Source organism: Herbidospora daliensis (assembly GCF_001570585.1).
GTDB classification, from domain to species: Bacteria; Actinomycetota; Actinomycetes; order Streptosporangiales; family Streptosporangiaceae; genus Herbidospora; species Herbidospora daliensis.
In genome coordinates, this window is record NZ_BBXF01000003.1 from 178,049 (window position 1) to 193,528 (window position 15,480).

Consider the following 15,480-nt stretch of genomic DNA (forward strand, 5'->3'; position numbering starts at 1 on the left):
GGGAGCGCGTCGAGTATTCAGCCCGTGACGGTCCGTGTCCAAGATCGACACGACGAAAACCGTTGGCCTCCCGTTCACCCGCTGCGAAACGATGGATGCGGTCAGCGATTGGGGGCGCATGTCAATGACGGAATCAGGTGACACACCGGATCCACCGAAATCAGCGGTGAAACTCGTACTCCGCTACTACTTAACGCAGATCCGCCTCAAGTGGCCCGTGGCCACCCCCGCCCTGTTCCTTCCGGCACTGGGCAACATCTGTCTCTTCTACGTGGCCCCGCTCCTGGTGGCCTCCCTGGTCGGCCGCCTTGCCGCCGGGGAAAGCGGCATCGGCACGCTCTTCCCGTACGTCCTCGGGTTCGGCGGGATGCTGCTGCTCGGCGAGATCATCTGGCGGGTCGGGCTCCACTTCATCAACCGCATCGACGCGCGGGGCATGGAGGACCTGGGCGTCATCGGCATGGACGAACTGCTCGCCAAGGACGCCGCGTTCTTCCACGACAACTTCGCGGGGTCGCTCACGAAGCGGGTGCTCGGGTTCTCCCGGTCGTTCGAGGGGTTCATCGACACCCTCATCTTCGGGATCATCTCGAAGGTGCTGCCGCTGGTGTTCGCCGCGGTCGTGCTCTGGCAGTACCACCCGGTGCTGGTGCTCGTGCTGGTCGGCCTGATCGTGCTGACCGGGTTCCTGGCGGCGCCGTTCATCGTGCGCCGGCAGCGGCTGGTCAACGTGCGCGAGGGGGCCCACGTCCGGGTGTCCGGGCACGTCGCCGACGTGCTGTCCAACATGGACACGGTCCGGGCCTTCGCGGCCGAAGACCGTGAGGCGGTCGAGACCCGGAAGAGGCTGGCCGAGCTGCGCCGGGCGCAGTTGCGGTCGTGGGACTACGGCAACCTGCGCGTCGACGTGGTCGTGGCGCCGATGTCGGTGCTCACCAGCACGATCGGCGTGCTGCTCGCGGTGGTCCTGCACGGCGGGCTCGGCGTCGAGGCGCTCATGGTGACCTTCACCTACTACGCCCACGCCACCGGCATCATGTTCGAGTTCAACCAGGTCTACCGCCGCCTGGAGAGCACGCTCACCGAGGCGGCGCAGTTCACCGAGCTGCTGCTCGAACCGCCGAAGGTCGTCGACCATCCGCAGGCGCAGGCCCTGGGCGCGGCCGACGCCGGAGTGCGGTTCGAACGGGTCGTCTTCGCCCACGAGGGCAACCCGCCCTTGTTCGACGGGCTCGACCTCGACGTGCCGAGCGGCACGAAGATCGGCCTGGTGGGCCGGTCGGGCGGCGGCAAGACCACGCTGACCCGGCTGCTGCTGCGGCTGATGGACATCCAGGGCGGCCGGATCCTCGTCGGCGGCCAGGACGTCAGCCGGATGCGGCAGGCCGACCTGCGCGGCCTGATCGCCTACGTGCCGCAGGACCCGGCGATGTTCCACCGCACGCTGCGGGAGAACATCGCCTTCGCCCGGCCGGGGGCCTCCGAGGCCGAGATCATGGAGGCGGCCCGCGCCGCCCACGTGACCGAGTTCGTCGAGGGCCTGCCGATGGGCTTCGACACCCTCGTCGGCGAACGCGGCGTGAAGTTGTCGGGCGGCCAGCGGCAGCGGGTCGCGCTCGCGCGGGCGATCCTGCGCGATGCCCCGATCCTGCTGCTCGACGAGGCCACCAGCGCGCTCGACTCCGAGAGTGAGCTGCTGGTGCAGGAGGCGCTCTGGCGGCTCATGCGCGACCGGACCGCGCTGGTGGTCGCCCACCGGCTCAGCACGGTCGTGCGGATGGACCGCCTGGTCGTGCTCGACCGGGGCCAGGTCGTCGAACAGGGTTCCCACGCCGAACTGCTGGCGGGCGAGGGTCCCTACTCGCGGCTCTGGCACCACCAGTCGGGCGGCTTCCTCGTCGAGGAGGAGGAGCAGACCGTCAGTTCGGGGCGTGGATCTGGATGAGGTTGCCACAGGTGTCGTCGAACACGGCGGTCGTCACCGGCCCCATGTCCGCCGGCTCCTGGGTGAACCGCACGCCGAGGCCCTTGAGCCGCTCGAACTCCTTGTGGACGTCGCCGACCTCGAAGACGACCACCGGGATGCCGTCGGCGACCAGGGCGGCCTTCCACGGCTTGGCGGCCGGATGGGCGTCGGGCTCGATCACGAGCTCGGTCCCGTCCGGCTGCTCGGGCGAGACGACCGTGAGCCAGCGGAACTCGCCCATCGGGATCTCGGTCTTCTTCACGAAGCCGAGGACGTCGGTGTAGAACGCCAGGCCCTTGTCCTGGTCGTCGACCATGACGCTCATCATGGTGATCTTCATGGTGGTCCCTCCGAAGGAATCCACCGCTCGGCGATCTGCCGCAGCGGCCCGGGGTCGATGAAATGGAACTTGTACCGGCCCTCCCGGCGGACCTCGACGAGCCCGGCCGCCTCCAGCACGTCGAGGTGCTGCGAGACCGCTTGGCGCGTCGAGGCGATCTGGTGCTTGGCGCCCAGCCGGGCGCAGATCTCGAACAACGTCTGACCGTTCCGGTCGGTCAGCTCGTCGAGGATCTTCCTGCGGGTGGGGTCGGCGAGGGCTTTGTAGATGTCACCCACCCGCAGGAGTATAGGCAAGTCGCTACTTGCCTATCAAGGCGACGACGATCCGCGGATGCCTCCCGGCCACGGTCAGCGGGTGTTCGGCGACGGTCGTCCACCGCCGGTCGAGCCGCTGCTCCGGCCCCAGGATCGCCACCAGCCTCCCGGCCTCCGGCCACCTCTCCGAAGGGACCACGTCGCCCGGCAGGCGCACCCCCCAGGGCGGATTGGCCAGCACCCGGTCGGGTTCTTCCGGTTCTGTACGCCACCCGATCGCCGGATCGTTGAGGCGCGCGGCCTCGATCGCGGCCGGGTCGACGTCCGTGCCGTGATAGCGGGCGCCGGGAACCTGTATCCGCGCCTCGACGAGCAGCGTCCCGGCCCCGCAACACGGGTCGAAGACCACGTGACCCGGCCGGATGCCGGCGAGGCGGGCCATCGCGGCGGCGACCGGCGGATGCAGGCTGCCGACCACCGTGGCCCTCCGCCAGGCCCGCCGGTGCAGCGGCACGGCGTGCGGACGCGCCCCCAGCCACATCGCCTTCCCGTCGAGGGTCACCCGCAGATCGGGGGTGCCCGGCGGCGGGGGAGTGCCGTGCCGGCGTGAGAAGTAGGGCCGGCCGAGGCGTGCGCCCACGGCGTCCTCGACGTCGAACCGGCTGAAGTTCCGGGTTCCGGTGAACGACGCGGTGACGCCGACGGGGCCGTCGGGCGCGAGGCCGGCGGTGAGACGGGCGGCGGCCCGCCGGAGGCCGTCACGGGTGCGGCCGGGATCGGGGACGACCGCTCGCACGGCGAACAGGTCGTCGGCCAGGCGGGTCGTGATCGGCCCGGCGGCCGCCACGACGAGCTGGCGTTTGGTGACGTCGACGACGCGGTGACCGGCTTCGGTGAGCTCGGCGGCGGTCAGGTCTTCCAGGCCGGTGACGGTACGGACGAGGAACTCTGTGGGCATGACGCAACTCCGGGTCGGCGCCCGGGAACGGCAGAATGGCCGGTTCCCGCTTCGCCAGCCGCGGGCTGGGCCTCAGAGTGGCTGGCGGAGCGCTAGCCGACTCGGTAGAACGTCGTGACCATGCCGAGGATGGTGCCACGGCCCGCCGGTCAGGGGCGACGGGTTTTCCCGGCCGCCAGCATGCGCTCGAACGACTCCGGCGTCACGATCGGGATGCCGTATTCGCGGGCCTTCCTGGCCTTGCCCGACAGGCTGTCGGGGTCGGCCGCGACCAGCAGGCGGACCTTCTTGGTGATGTTCCCGTGGGGCACCATCGACGCCTCCCTGGCCCGGTCCTCCCAGTACTCGCGGCCCCGGTCCATCTCGCCGGTGAAGACCACCAGGTCGCCGGGGCGGAGCCGGAAACGCTCCCGGACCTCCTCCGGGGCGGCAGTGCTCGCCAGCAGCACGTCGACGCGGGCCCGGGGCAGGTGCAGCAGATCGGCGACCAGGTCGAGTTCGTGGCGTTCCTCGTCGGTGACCACGCCGTCGGCGCGGGCGGCGGCCGCCAGGGCGGCCAGGTAGTCGTTGTGGAGCCGGTCGACGTCGGCCCGCGACAGGTCGAGGCGGGCGGCCAGGTCGACCAGGGAGTCGGCCTCGGAGGCGGAGATGCGGTGGTCGAGCAGGGCGCGGTCGAGCAGGGCCAGATAGGTGTCGGCCTCGGCCCTGGCGACCGGGCGGGGGAGCCGGTCGACCAGGCGGCCCAGGAAGTGCACGTTCCGCCGGGCCGCCACGCCCCGCAGCGCCGGCGCCGCTTCGGTGACGGGCAGGTCGGGCCAGGTCAGGGTGGGGTCGGCGGACCAGGGGCCGCCGCCCGCGCGTAAGAAGTGGCGGAGCAGGCCGGCGGCGGCGCGGGCGTCGGAGAGGGCCTCGTGGTGGTCGCCGAGCGCGATTCCCGCCATTTCGCAGCAGCCCGCCAGGGTGCGGGGCGGGCCGGGGAGATGATGCGCCGATTCGCGCATCGTGCAGACGCCGTCGGCGTAGGGGAGAAAGGCGCCCAGGCGCTCGAATTCCGACCGGAGGAAATCCCAGTCGAAACGCAGGTTGTGGGCCACCGGGACCCGGCCTTCGAGCAGGGTCACCACGGTGCCCGCGACGGCGGCGAAGGTGGGGGCGTGCCGGACGTCGGCCGAGGTGATGCCGTGGATGTGCTGGGGTCCCAGGTCGCGTTCGGGGTTGATTAATGTGGTCCATTCGGCGGTTATGTCGCCATTCGTGGTGAGGTGGACGACGCCTATTTCCACCACCCGGTCGTGCCAGGACGGGCGAAGTCCCGTGGTCTCCACATCGATGACGGCATATCCGCGCATATGGCAGAGCGTTTCATGGCCGCAGGGCAGGCGGAGCCGTAAAGAAAAAAGAAAGCCGCGCGGCCCTGAGCGGCCGCGCGGCGATTCTTCTGGACGGGTTTACCTGCGGACCCGGCCCCGGCGCCAGGAGCCGCCGTTGCCGACGCTCGCGGTGCCGATGCCGGCCTGGTGGAGCGCGAGCAGGCAGAGCCCGAGCGCGATGAGTGCGGTCAGCCCGATGCCGATGTCGGCGTTGAGCAGATCGAGCAGGAAGGCGATCCCGAAGACGACCGCCGCGGCGATGGCCAGCATGTGACTTATCCCTTCAGCCGGTCGAACAGGTCGCGGTACTCGCGCAGGGCGAGCCGGAGCTGCTCGGTGTCGTTGGTTCCGGAGTTCTTCCACTGGTCGACCAGCGACTGGCGCTTGTTCGCCAGGGCCGAGACGGCCTCGTCGATCAGCGCGTCGGCCTTCTCGACCGACTCGCGCGGGTCGTCGACGAACGCGGCCTTGATGTCCCGCCAGCGCTCGTCGAAGTCGATGTCGTCGACGGTGGTGGCCTCCGTGGTGTCCTGGGTGGGGGCCTCGGCGTCGGACAGGTCGCCCGCGGTGTCGCGGTGGGCCTCGTCGACGGCGTCGGGCGAGGTGACCGAGGCGCTGCCGGCCACGCCCACCGGGGCGCTCTCGGCGTTGCGGTCGTCGTCGGTCAGGTCGTCGGTGTGCCGGGGCTCCGGGACCAGGTCGGAGGCGACCAGCTTGTCGTCGTGGTGACGGTCGTCGGCGAGGACGTCGTCCTTGTCGGTCTCGGCCGTCTTGTCACGGTCGTAAGGGTTAAACGTGGTCATCAGTGATCGGCCTCCTTGCGGGGAGAGTGGGCGTGCACGTCGTCGAGAAGCTCGTCGAACAGGGCGCGGTAGTGGACCATGGCCTGGCGGAGATCCTCGGTGGTGGCCTCCTGCCGGGCGGCCCGGCCGCTGATCTGGTGGGCCTGGCGGTAGCGGTCGAGGGTCCCGGCGTGCCCGACGGAAAGGACGTTCACCCGCTCCTCGAACTCGTCCGTCGGGTAGCCGCGATCGGCCATGACGGCGGTGACCAGGGCGTCCGCCTCGGTGACGGCGAAACTCGGCGCGTCGACGAACCGCTCCTGCACCTCCCGCCACTTCTTCGCGTACGTGTCCCGGGCCTCGGCGTCGAGGGGACGGATGTCGAGGTCGGCGTAGCGGGCCTCACGGGCCAGCAACTCCTGCTCGGCGTCCCTGCGGTTGTCGGTCTCCTGGACGACGCGGTCGTATTCGGGGCCGAATCGGTCCTGCAGGTGGCGCCGCCGGCTCTGGCCCGCCACGACGTACCCGATGGCTCCCAGCGCCACGACGACGGCTACGACCACGACCACCCATGCGATGGCGCTCATGTCTGCCTCCGGCTGTCTGCTTCGTGTTCGACAGCCCGACTGCCCGTGAAATGAGGGCGTAACCCATGAATTGCCGGGTAGACGGCATCCTTATGGGATTTGGAGCCAGTTTGGCTTTCGTGGTGGTAGGGGCGGTGCTGGCGTTCGCCGTGAAGTGGGAGGCGCCCGGCTTCGACCTCCAGGCGATCGGCTGGATCATGATGTGCGTCGGCGTGATCAGCGGCGTGGTGACGGGCCTCCTGGCCCGGCGACGCCGCACGTCATCGGATCAGGTGGTCGAGGACGACCTGGTCAACGCGGTCGACATGCGGGACCGGACGCTCTAACCAAGCCTCTCCTGGGCCGACCGGAGGACCTTCTCGATGTGCGAGGCCCCATCGGCCTCGACCTCGTGGAAGCCCTTCTCCTGGTCGTAGGCGATGTCGAGACCGTTCTCGACGAGCCGGGTGGCCCAGCGGATCGCGGTGTTGATCTTCTCTTTCGCCACGGGCCTGCCCTGCGCGGCGGCCGAGAGGTTGCGCAGGTTGGTGGCCGGGCCGGACTGGGAATGGGGCCTGGCCAGCTTCCAGGGGAGGGCCGCGGAGTGGTCGGTCATGGGCTTCGACAGGCCGGCGGCGCGTTTGGCCTGGAGGATGCCCGACTCCGTTACGCCGAAGTGGGCTGCGAGGTCGGCGTTGGACCAGCCGTTGGCGGAGAGCCTGGCCAGTTCCTCGTGATCGACCTGTGGGCGCCTTCCCATGATCGCAACACTACGCGTCGGTGCACGCGGGGCGCGAATCTGCGCTAAGGTTGTTCCGTGCCTGAGGGGCACGAAGCAGGGAACGGGACGTAGCGCAGCTTGGTAGCGCACTTGACTGGGGGTCAAGGGGTCGCAGGTTCAAATCCTGTCGTCCCGACCAGTTTTGGCTGGTCGTAAGGGGTTTCGGAGATATCCGGAGCCCCTTTTCCGTTTTTCGGGAGCCAAACGGGGAGCCGGTGGGCTGTGCGGACGTCGTCCGCTTCTTGAAGATCTTGTCCCTGGCCTACCAGGCCGCTGATGTCCTCCAATCGAATGTCATGGGCGCTGAGGATGGAGACGAAGCTGTGCCGTGACTCTCCCAGTCCCGCACGCTTGGTGATCTTCTGGAACTCCCGCAGGACTGTCCAGCGGTCGAATGGTGTTCCGCTTTCGCGGCAGAAGACGAGGTTGCCAGGCCCTTGAAGCTTCTGGACGATGACGGCGTCTACGGGTTCCGGAAGGTCTGGCGGCAGTCGAATTGTGAAGGGATCGGGGTCGCCTCCAGGGTGCCCGGTGCGGCGGGAAGATCCGCACCACGAGCCGGTGACCTGCTACCAACCGCAACCGGCAGCGTCACCACCGCCAGATTCTGATGGTCCCGTCCGCGCCGCTGGAGGCGAGTGTGGTTCCGTCGGGGCTGAACCGGTAGTCCACTATCTCGCCGGTGTGGCCGGTCAGTACGGCCAGCCGCTTTCCCGTGGCCACCTCCCAGACCTCCATCGCACGATCGTCGGGTGTCAGGACCACAAGCAGGCTGCGGTCGGGGCTGAGATCGGCGGGGCCGCGGTGTGGCGGCAGGGAGACGCTCCTCCTCGTCTGAAGATTGAAGACGTCCAGCGTCATCACTTCGCTGTCCCGCTTCTCGCGGCGCTCCATGAGTACGGTCTGGGCGCCGAAGGACAGGTATGCGTCGCCCCAGTCGAGGTCGGCGATCCGGCGTCGACTCGGCAGGTCCCACAACGACAGGGTGCGGCCGTCGGCCGTGCTCAGCGCCAGGGTGCGGCCGTCGGGGTGCAGGGTAGGCGTCGGATCTGGACCCAGGCCGGGATCGAAGCGGGTGGTCTCCTGCCCGGTGAGTATGTCGTACACGCGGACCTCGCCCCGGTCGGTCACACCGGCCAGCGTCGTTCCGTTGAGGGAGTGGGCCCGCAGGTCGTGGAAATGCCGGATGCCGGGCTCGCCGCGCAGACGCCGGGTCCGGACGCCGTCGGACGCCTGGCTGACGAGGTGGTCGCCCCGCACGCGGTAGACACCGCGAAGCGGGGGTCCGGCGGGTTGTCCGGTGCGGAGGTTCCACAGCTGGGTGTCGCCCGTTGGCAGGTTCGCCACCAGCAGGTCGCCTCTGGGGTCGTGGTACGGGGTGTCGCCCCAGCCGTACCGGATCGGATCCCGGTCGAGCCGCTCGCCGGTGCGGGCGTTCCAGATCCGGAGCAGGTTGAGGCCGCTTTGCTCGTCGGAGCGGATGCCGGAGGTCAGCAGGGCGCTGTCGGCGGTGAAGGTGACACTTTGCGCGTTCTCGGCCAGCCGGCCGCCCAGTTGCCGGCCGGTGCGTACGTCCCACAGGTACAGGGTGTAGGTCGGCGTCCGCTGGACGGCCGCCAGAGTGCCGTCGGGGCTGAAGGTCACGAAGTGCGTGTCGACTCCGGACTCTGGAGGAGGCAGTGTCCAGGTGCTGATCTGCCGGCTCGTCGCGGCGTCCAGAATCGTCACCGACCGCCGCTCGTTGGAGATCAGTGCGAACAGTTTCCCGTCGGGGCTCACGGACAGTGCGAGGTCTTTCGCGTCCATGCCTCGGAGGGGGAGATCCAGCCAGCGGCCCTCGCCGATGTCCCAGACGCGCAGGTCCTTGCCGTCGGGGGAGGAGGTGACCAGGGCCCGCCCGTCGTCGGTGAAGTACCAGGGAGGGCGATCACCGACGTAGAGCGTCGCCGTCGAGGTGTCGGAGGGGAGCGAGGCCAAAAGGACGGCGCCGGTCAGGATCGGCGCGGCGAACAGGGCGGCCGCCGGCAGCCGCAGACGGGGCCTGCGGGTGCCGGGTTCGGTTCCTGTTCTGGTGGCCAGCCACTCCTGGAGGCGCAGGTGCCGGAACTGGTAGGTCCCTCCGGCGACGCGCAGCAGGCCCGCCTGGTTCGCCTCCTCCAGCGATCGCATCAGCCGCCACGGCAGGCGCCCGCGGACGGCCAGCACGCATCGCGCCCACAGGAATCGCGGCCAGGCGCGGGTCAGCAGGGTGAGCGCGGCGAGTACCAGGCCCGGCAGCACGACCACCGGAAGGCTCCAGCCGGTGCTGTTCTCGATCGCGGCGATCTCGGCCAGGCCGGGTTCTCCGCTCCAGCCGGTCACCACCGACTGGAGTCGTCTGACCGCCACCTGGCTCGCCACCAGTGCGGGGCCGAGCCCGACCCCCACCACAGCGCCGACGACCAGGGCGCCGGTCAGTGCGGAGCGCCGGTCGCCGGCCAGCGACGCGGCCGGGTCGGAGGCCTCTGCGCTGCTCGGCGGGGCGTTCGGCCAGCGGTACGCGGCCAGCGCCACGGCGACCACCGCCGTCAAGGCCATGCCCCTGGCGAGCCAGGACAGGTAGACGCCGGCGTTGTCGGGCGTCCAGCCGTAGGCGAACGTGATCACCCCGGCCAAGCCGATCAGGACGGGCACCGTCGGGATCGCCGCCAGGCCCAGACCGGTGACGGCTCCCTGCCGTAGCCGCCTGGCGGAGCCGGTCGTCTGAAAGACAAGCCTGCCGGGCACGCTGACGCCGCCCACGTACCAGGCGACCATCACGAGGACGGCGAAACCGGCGCCGATGGCGGCCCCGATCGCCAGGGTCTGGTTGAGGTCGCGTCCGCCGCCGAAGACCAGCATCCAGGCCGTGGCGAGCGTGGTCAGCAGGGCCCCGCCGCACAGCGCCAGCGCCGTGACCGCCCACGGCGAGACCAGGCGCGGCGCGAGCAGCCACCAGGCCAGGTCGCGTTCGCCGTGGGCCCGCAGGTGGCGGGCCAAGAAGATCAGCCACGCGTTCGCGCCGGGGGAGGAGGGCTCGGCGACCGCGGAGACCAGTGCGTCCTCCACCGCCGCCCGCGAGTCGCGGCCGGACAGGTCGATCGCCCGCCGCCGGCCGGCGGTCCGGGCCAGGCTCACCATCAGCGGGGTGGACAGCGCCTGAGCCGCCGGGCCCTCCGGATTGGCGTCCAGTTCCGCGAGGACGGCGGTGAGCCGGCCGGTGTCGACCTTGCGCAGGTAGGCCTGCGCGTCCTCGCGCCGCAGAGGATGGATGCGTACGACCGGAGCCCGGCTCAGGATCGGCGAGCCCGGAGTGATCAGTTGATCGTGCTCGGCGGCCCGGCAGGTGATCACGACCGGCCGCTCGTAGCCGATCGTCTCCCTGATGGCTTCGACGGCGTCGAGCCGCGCGGCCTCCGGGATCTCGTCCAGGCCGTCGATGACCGGCAGGAGGAGACCTCCGTCCAAGAGGGCCTGCGGGACCCGGCGGTCGCCGGAGTAGTGGGAGGTCGCCAGGGTGCCGACGATCCAGTCGTCCAGGTCCTGCTCGACCGGGTTCCAGGACGCCGCCGTGAGCAGGACCGGCACCGGGACGGGGGACTCGCGGTGCAGCAGGCCCATCGTGAGGAGGAGCGCGAGCACGCTCTTACCCGACCCCGGCTCGCCCAAGACGACGAGTCGGCCGCCGGAGACGCGCAGGTATTCGGCGGCGAGCAGTTCGCCGCTAGCCATGACCCCGCGGCGGAGCCGGTACGTCTGGGTCCCGTCGTCGCCGGTCCATGACAGGGGCAGCAGATGAGGATTGTTCAGCACCTTGACGTCAGAGCGGCCGACGATCTCCTCCCGCAGCCGTGCGGCCAGGTCCTGGGCCAGATCGCCGGCGAGTTCTCCGGCCGGCGCCTGCCGAGGCCGGTTGCTGCGGCGATCGGCCACGGTGAGGCCGAGGGTGACGCAGGTGGCGAAGAAGCTGAGCACGCTCGCGAGCATGTCGCCGGTGGGCAGGTCGACCACCACGAACAGGACGAAAAGAGCAGACATCGCGAGGGCGGTGAGGGGCCAGAGCATGGGGCGGCGTGACCGTTTGGAGGGCCTCTTCGTGGCCATGGCCGCATCTCCCTGGCGTCGGAGGACCGCATGGGCTCATCGAGCACCGCACGTGCGACGTTACTGTGCCCAGGCGGGGTGCCTCAGAGGGCGACGAGCGATCTGCAAGGAACGGCCGGCCCCGCTTGCCACGGATGCGGGAATGGTGTGCAGCAGGAAGGCGGCCTCGTTGAGTAGGGGGCTACTCATGCGCGCCGGGATCCCCGCGACCACGATGGCGAGCGCGGGTGATCCGCGCCGGGTCGAGGCTGGAGGCGCTCAATGTTCGCTTGGTCCGCTCTCGGTCGCAGGTGGTCACGGTCGCTTGCCGGGGTCGTCGTGGCTCTCCTGGCGGCCGGGCTGCTGGTCGCTCCGCCCGCCCATGCCGCGGTCAGCTATCCGCACCCCGCGCCGGACTTCTCCCACCCGGACCGGCCCCACGCACCCCTGTTCAAGGACCGAGGCGATCTCCCGATCCCGCTGCTGGTCGTCTACGCGACGTTCAACGACCTGGCCGGCACCACCGAACAGGGCATCGAGGACAGGTTCTTCCCGCACACCACGTTCGGGACGGTCACGAACTACTTCTTCGCCAACGTCCAGGCCACCGTCGTCCCGGTGGTGGAGACCTTCGGGAAGCAGAACAACGGCGTCGTGGTGGTCGATCTGGGCGCATCCGGGCCCGCCCTCGCGCAGGACCCGGCGGAGCGCCGTCGCCGGATGATGGACCTCGCCGACCCGTTCGTCGACTTCGCCCGGTACGACACCGACCGCGACGGCGCGGTCGAGGACTCCGAGCTGGCCGTCTCCACGATTTTCACCTCCCGCCCCGGCACCGACGGGTGCGGGCAGACCAAGGCTGTCGCGCCGGGCCGCGAGCTGGACGGCAAGAGGGTCGCGTTCGAAACCGCGGACTCGGGCACCGCGACCAACCGGCTGACCCTGGCCCACGAGCTCGCCCACCAGGCCTTCGACATGCACGACCTGTACGGGTTCGGCGTCGGCAGCCTGGACCTCGCCTCGTCCACCTGTGCTCAGGGCGAAGTGTGGTTCGAACCGAACATCTGGCACAAGATGCACCTGGGCGGCCAGAAGCCGATCGTGGCCGTCAAGGACGGCTACGTCGACCTGTCCGCCTCCTCCATCGGCCAGGCGTACCTGCTGTACGACCCGGAGAAGGGCACCGACGACTACTTCCTGGTGGAGGCGCGTGATCCCGCCCCGGGCACCTACGACACGAACGCCTCCGACAGCGGCGTCGTGGTCTGGCGCATCGACGAGCGCAACGCCCGGAGCGGCGACGAGTCCAAGCGCGGGGTCGAGCTGATCCGGCCGGACGGCGCGCGCACCCCCGGCTGCTACGACGAGGACCTGGACGGCCGATCAGGCGAGGAGGCCGCCAACGGCAGGGACGACGACGGCGACGGACGGATCGACGAGGACCTCATGGAGGTCGACGACGACCAGGACGGCCGATCGGGGGAGGACCCCGCCAACGGCGCGGACGACGACGGCGACGGGCGGACCGACGAGGACGCCCCGGAGGACGACGGGACCTGCTACGGCGGGAGCGACACCGACGCCTGGAACCCCACCGACACCCGGACCGTACTGCGCACGATGAACGCCGCCTGGGCCGACGGAAGCCCCGCCAAGGTCGCCGTCAGGGCGATCGGCCGCCCGTCCTACGCCGACACCTCCAATGAGAAACGTTTCCTGGCCTACCTGGACGTGCGCGGCCCCGGCATCCTCATCGACCCGGCGCGCAGCGACGGCAACGCGCCCCACCCGACGGTCGCACTCGGCAGCACCTTCGAGTTCACCTTCCCGGTGCGCAACACCGGTGAGGCCAGTGACACCTTCGAGTTCACCGTGTACGGGCCCGACGGCTGGTCGGCCACCACGGACACGATGACCCTCAGCCCGGACACGCCGTCCACCGCCGTGATCAACGTCACGGTCCCGACCGGCATCCTGTACGACCGCACCACCCTGCGGGCCTCCGGCCGCAGCACCACCGACCCCGACGTCCGGACCGACTACACGTTCCTGGCCGACGTCGTGAAACGTCCCCTGGTCCTCACCTACACCGGCGACACGTCGAGCGACTACTCCGACCCGGCGCAGCTCGCCGCCACGATCCGCGACGGCATCACCGCCCAGCCCCTGGCCGGCAAACCGGTGACCTTCAGCATCGGCGGCGAATCCCTAGAGGCCACGACGGACGCGGCCGGGATCGCCGGCGCCACCTGGGCCGGCGACCCCGGTACGGACTTCATGCGGGTCCACACCCGCGAGGACGCGCTCCACCGCGGCGGCACCGCCATCGTGCCGTTCACCGTGAACCCCGAAAAGGCGACGATCACGGTCACCGGCGCCGGCACCCAGGCCGCGTCCGGCGCGACCCTGACCCTCAAGGCGGTCCAGGAGGACGACGGCCACCCCGGCGACCTCACCAAGGCCGGCGTCACCGTCACCCTGACCCCCACGCTCGGCGGCGGCTCCCTCGTCCGGACGGCGACCTTCGACGCGGCGGGCGACGCCGCCATCCGGCTCGACGCCCCCGCCGACCTCTGGTCGGTGAACGTCACCATGGACGGCGGCTTCTTCACCGCCCCCGCGGTCGAGTCGACCCTCGCCCTCTACGACCCCGGTGCCACCCTCACCGGCTCCGCCCTGGGCAGATCCCGGGAGCCGAACGCCAGGAGCGCCACCCAGCCGGGCACCACCGTCCTGCTCGCCTCCTCCCTCTTCTACCTGGGCGACCGTCCTTTCGGCACGACCACCCTCACCTACGGCACCAAGGTCTTCATCGGCGGTAAGGCCAGCTGGATGATCGCCTCCGGGAAGAAGGCCGTCTTGGAGACCACCGGCACCTTCAACGGCACCCCCGCCACACTCCGGGCCACCGTGACGGACAACGGCCTGCTCTCCCGGGACGTCTTCACCGCCACCATCACCACGGCCGGCGCCACCTACACCGCCGACGTCCCGGCCGCCACCGGCACCCTCACGGTCAGAACGTCCACCTCTACTCCGTCGTCTTGATCCGCTCGGGCACCACTGCGGACAGGGGCGTCTCCGTCTCGTGGGGGACCTTCTTCACGCCCAGCACCGCGATCAGGCTGACCAGTCCCAGCCCAGCGATGAACAGCGCGACCGGGGTGGAGGAGCCGTTGGCGGCGTAGATGGCCGGGAAGGCGGGAGTGGCCGCGCCGGCCACGGTCGCGCCGATGGCGTAGGCGACCGAGATGCCGCTGTAGCGCACCTTCAGGTCGAACAGCTCGGTGAACAGGCCGCCCTGCGCGCCGGCCATGATGCCCTGGACGATTGCCGCGACCAGGAAGCTGACCAGCGCCAGGCCGGTCTCCCCGGTGTTGACGAGGGCGAACATCGGGACCGGCCAGATCACGGCGGTGATCGCGCCGATCACGTAGAGCGTCTTGGAGCCGAACCGGTCTGACAGGCGGGCCGACACGACGATCGCCAGGATCCACACCGACGTGGAGGCGAGCACCAGCGTCAGCAGCGTGCCGCGCTCGAAGCCGGCCACCTGCGTGCCGTACGTCAGCATGTAGACGGTGACGGCGTACCCGACGGCGGGCGGGGCGATGGCGGCCAGACCGGCCAGAACGAGGTTGCGCGGGTGGCGCCGCAGCAGTTCCCTGAACGGCACCCGCTCCACCGCCTTGGCCCGCTTGACCTTCGCGAACGCCTCCGGCTCCCGCAGCCGCATCCGGATCACGAAGCCGACCACGACCAGGACCGCCGAGAGCAGGAACGGGATACGCCAGCCGTAGGAGAAGAAGTCCTCGTCGGGCAGCCCGGCCACGGCCAGGAACGCCAGGTTCGACAGCAGCACCCCGACCGGCACGCCGAACTGCGCGAAGCTGCCGTAGAAGGCCCGGTTGCGCGGGCCGGCGTTCTCCGTGGAGATCAGCAGCGCGCCGCCCCACTCGCCGGCCACGCCGAAGCCCTGGATCATGCGCAGCGCCACCAGCAGCAGCGGCGCCCCGAGGCCGATCGCCGCGTACGTCGGCAGGGTGCCGATCAGGAACGTCGCGCCGCCCGTCAGGATCAGGGTGAGCACCAGCATCGACTTGCGGCCGATGCGGTCGCCGAAGTGGCCGACCACGGCCGCGCCGATCGGGCGTACCAGGAAACCGACCGCGAACGCCGACAGGGAGGCCAGCGTGGCCGCCTCGGGCGAGGAGTCGGTGAAGAACAAGCGGGGGAAGACCAGCGCGGCGGCGGTGCCGAAGATGAAGTAGTCGTACCACTCGATCGAGGTGCCGATGAAGCTGGCCGCGAAGACGCCCTTCATCGAGGTCGGTCTGGTCGTGCTGTGCTGGGCCATTG

At 70.4% G+C, this 15,480-nt stretch carries 13 protein-coding genes and 1 tRNA gene; 4 read left to right on the top strand and 10 right to left on the bottom strand.

Features of this window, described 5'->3' with window-relative positions; genetic code table 11:
* Nucleotides 1-166 precede the first annotated feature (166 nt).
* Complete coding sequence (locus AW274_RS16265) at nt 167-1,945, top strand: ABC transporter ATP-binding protein (protein WP_232320144.1); 1,779 nt, start codon at nt 167-169, stop codon at nt 1,943-1,945.
* Here the strand turns inward: AW274_RS16265 and AW274_RS16270 are convergent.
* The 7 genes from AW274_RS16270 to AW274_RS16300 all read right to left on the bottom strand — a co-directional run bounded on the left by AW274_RS16270 (nt 1,920) and on the right by AW274_RS16300 (nt 6,260).
* Nucleotides 1,920-2,306 carry a VOC family protein gene (locus AW274_RS16270; RefSeq protein WP_062432466.1) on the bottom strand — a complete coding sequence of 129 codons (387 nt, stop codon included), beginning with the start codon at nt 2,304-2,306 and terminating at the stop codon, nt 1,920-1,922. The genes AW274_RS16265 and AW274_RS16270 overlap by 26 nt on opposite strands.
* Entirely contained in the window at nt 2,303-2,584 is a 282-nt protein-coding gene (locus AW274_RS16275) for an ArsR/SmtB family transcription factor (RefSeq protein WP_062432470.1), read from the bottom strand. The genes AW274_RS16270 and AW274_RS16275 overlap by 4 nt, the downstream gene beginning before the upstream one ends.
* Before the next feature lie 22 nt (nt 2,585-2,606).
* Nucleotides 2,607-3,521 (bottom strand): hypothetical protein, encoded by a 915-nt coding sequence (locus tag AW274_RS16280; RefSeq protein WP_062432473.1) that lies wholly within the window; start codon nt 3,519-3,521, stop codon nt 2,607-2,609.
* Between the two features lie 149 nt (nt 3,522-3,670).
* Complete coding sequence (locus tag AW274_RS16285; protein WP_062432477.1) at nt 3,671-4,870, bottom strand: exonuclease domain-containing protein; 1,200 nt, start codon at nt 4,868-4,870, stop codon at nt 3,671-3,673.
* 99 nt (nt 4,871-4,969) lie between these two features.
* Nucleotides 4,970-5,161 (bottom strand): hypothetical protein, encoded by a 192-nt coding sequence (locus AW274_RS16290; RefSeq protein WP_030450147.1) that lies wholly within the window; start codon nt 5,159-5,161, stop codon nt 4,970-4,972.
* A gap of 5 nt (nt 5,162-5,166) precedes the next feature.
* Complete coding sequence (locus AW274_RS16295) at nt 5,167-5,694, bottom strand: hypothetical protein (protein ID WP_062432481.1); 528 nt, start codon at nt 5,692-5,694, stop codon at nt 5,167-5,169.
* Nucleotides 5,694-6,260 (bottom strand): hypothetical protein, encoded by a 567-nt coding sequence (locus AW274_RS16300; RefSeq protein ID WP_062432484.1) that lies wholly within the window; start codon nt 6,258-6,260, stop codon nt 5,694-5,696. Before AW274_RS16300 ends, AW274_RS16295 begins: the two co-directional genes overlap by 1 nt.
* Nucleotides 6,261-6,352: 92 nt before the next feature.
* Between AW274_RS16300 and AW274_RS16305 the strand changes: the two genes are divergently transcribed.
* Nucleotides 6,353-6,586, top strand: a complete 234-nt coding sequence (locus tag AW274_RS16305; RefSeq protein WP_063813463.1) for a DUF6458 family protein — start codon at nt 6,353-6,355, stop codon at nt 6,584-6,586.
* Here the strand turns inward: AW274_RS16305 and AW274_RS16310 are convergent.
* Nucleotides 6,583-6,999 carry a hypothetical protein gene (locus tag AW274_RS16310; protein WP_062432490.1) on the bottom strand — a complete coding sequence of 139 codons (417 nt, stop codon included), beginning with the start codon at nt 6,997-6,999 and terminating at the stop codon, nt 6,583-6,585. The genes AW274_RS16305 and AW274_RS16310 overlap by 4 nt on opposite strands.
* 83 nt (nt 7,000-7,082) lie before the next feature.
* Here AW274_RS16310 and AW274_RS16315 point away from each other — a divergent pair.
* Nucleotides 7,083-7,159: transfer RNA gene (locus tag AW274_RS16315), tRNA-Pro, on the top strand.
* 452 nt (nt 7,160-7,611) lie between these two features.
* Here the strand turns inward: AW274_RS16315 and AW274_RS16320 are convergent.
* Entirely contained in the window at nt 7,612-11,076 is a 3,465-nt protein-coding gene (locus AW274_RS16320; RefSeq protein ID WP_157520323.1) for a WD40 repeat domain-containing protein, read from the bottom strand.
* Nucleotides 11,077-11,460: 384 nt separating this feature from the next.
* Here AW274_RS16320 and AW274_RS16325 point away from each other — a divergent pair, with 384 nt between their 5' ends.
* The gene (locus AW274_RS16325) at nt 11,461-14,169 is read left to right on the top strand and encodes a COG1470 family protein (RefSeq protein WP_062432496.1); all 2,709 of its coding nucleotides are present in this window, start codon (nt 11,461-11,463) and stop codon (nt 14,167-14,169) included.
* On the opposite strand, the gene AW274_RS16330 is transcribed toward AW274_RS16325, so the two are convergent.
* Nucleotides 14,153-15,478 carry an MFS transporter gene (locus AW274_RS16330; protein WP_062432499.1) on the bottom strand — a complete coding sequence of 442 codons (1,326 nt, stop codon included), beginning with the start codon at nt 15,476-15,478 and terminating at the stop codon, nt 14,153-14,155. The genes AW274_RS16325 and AW274_RS16330 overlap by 17 nt on opposite strands.
* Between the last annotated feature and the right edge of the window lie 2 nt (nt 15,479-15,480).

Coding starts and splice junctions, on each gene's coding strand:
- AW274_RS16295 (WP_062432481.1), bottom strand. CDS start 5,694: ATGACCACGTTTAACCCTTACGACCGTGACAAGACGGCCGAGACCGAC.
- AW274_RS16270 (WP_062432466.1), bottom strand. CDS start 2,306: ATGAAGATCACCATGATGAGCGTCATGGTCGACGACCAGGACAAGGGC.
- AW274_RS16310 (WP_062432490.1), bottom strand. CDS start 6,999: ATGGGAAGGCGCCCACAGGTCGATCACGAGGAACTGGCCAGGCTCTCC.
- AW274_RS16320 (WP_157520323.1), bottom strand. CDS start 11,076: ATGTCTGCTCTTTTCGTCCTGTTCGTGGTGGTCGACCTGCCCACCGGC.
- AW274_RS16330 (WP_062432499.1), bottom strand. CDS start 15,478: ATGGCCCAGCACAGCACGACCAGACCGACCTCGATGAAGGGCGTCTTC.
- AW274_RS16305 (WP_063813463.1), top strand. CDS start 6,353: ATGGGATTTGGAGCCAGTTTGGCTTTCGTGGTGGTAGGGGCGGTGCTG.
- AW274_RS16280 (WP_062432473.1), bottom strand. CDS start 3,521: ATGCCCACAGAGTTCCTCGTCCGTACCGTCACCGGCCTGGAAGACCTG.
- AW274_RS16300 (WP_062432484.1), bottom strand. CDS start 6,260: ATGAGCGCCATCGCATGGGTGGTCGTGGTCGTAGCCGTCGTCGTGGCG.
- AW274_RS16290 (WP_030450147.1), bottom strand. CDS start 5,161: ATGCTGGCCATCGCCGCGGCGGTCGTCTTCGGGATCGCCTTCCTGCTC.
- AW274_RS16285 (WP_062432477.1), bottom strand. CDS start 4,870: ATGCGCGGATATGCCGTCATCGATGTGGAGACCACGGGACTTCGCCCG.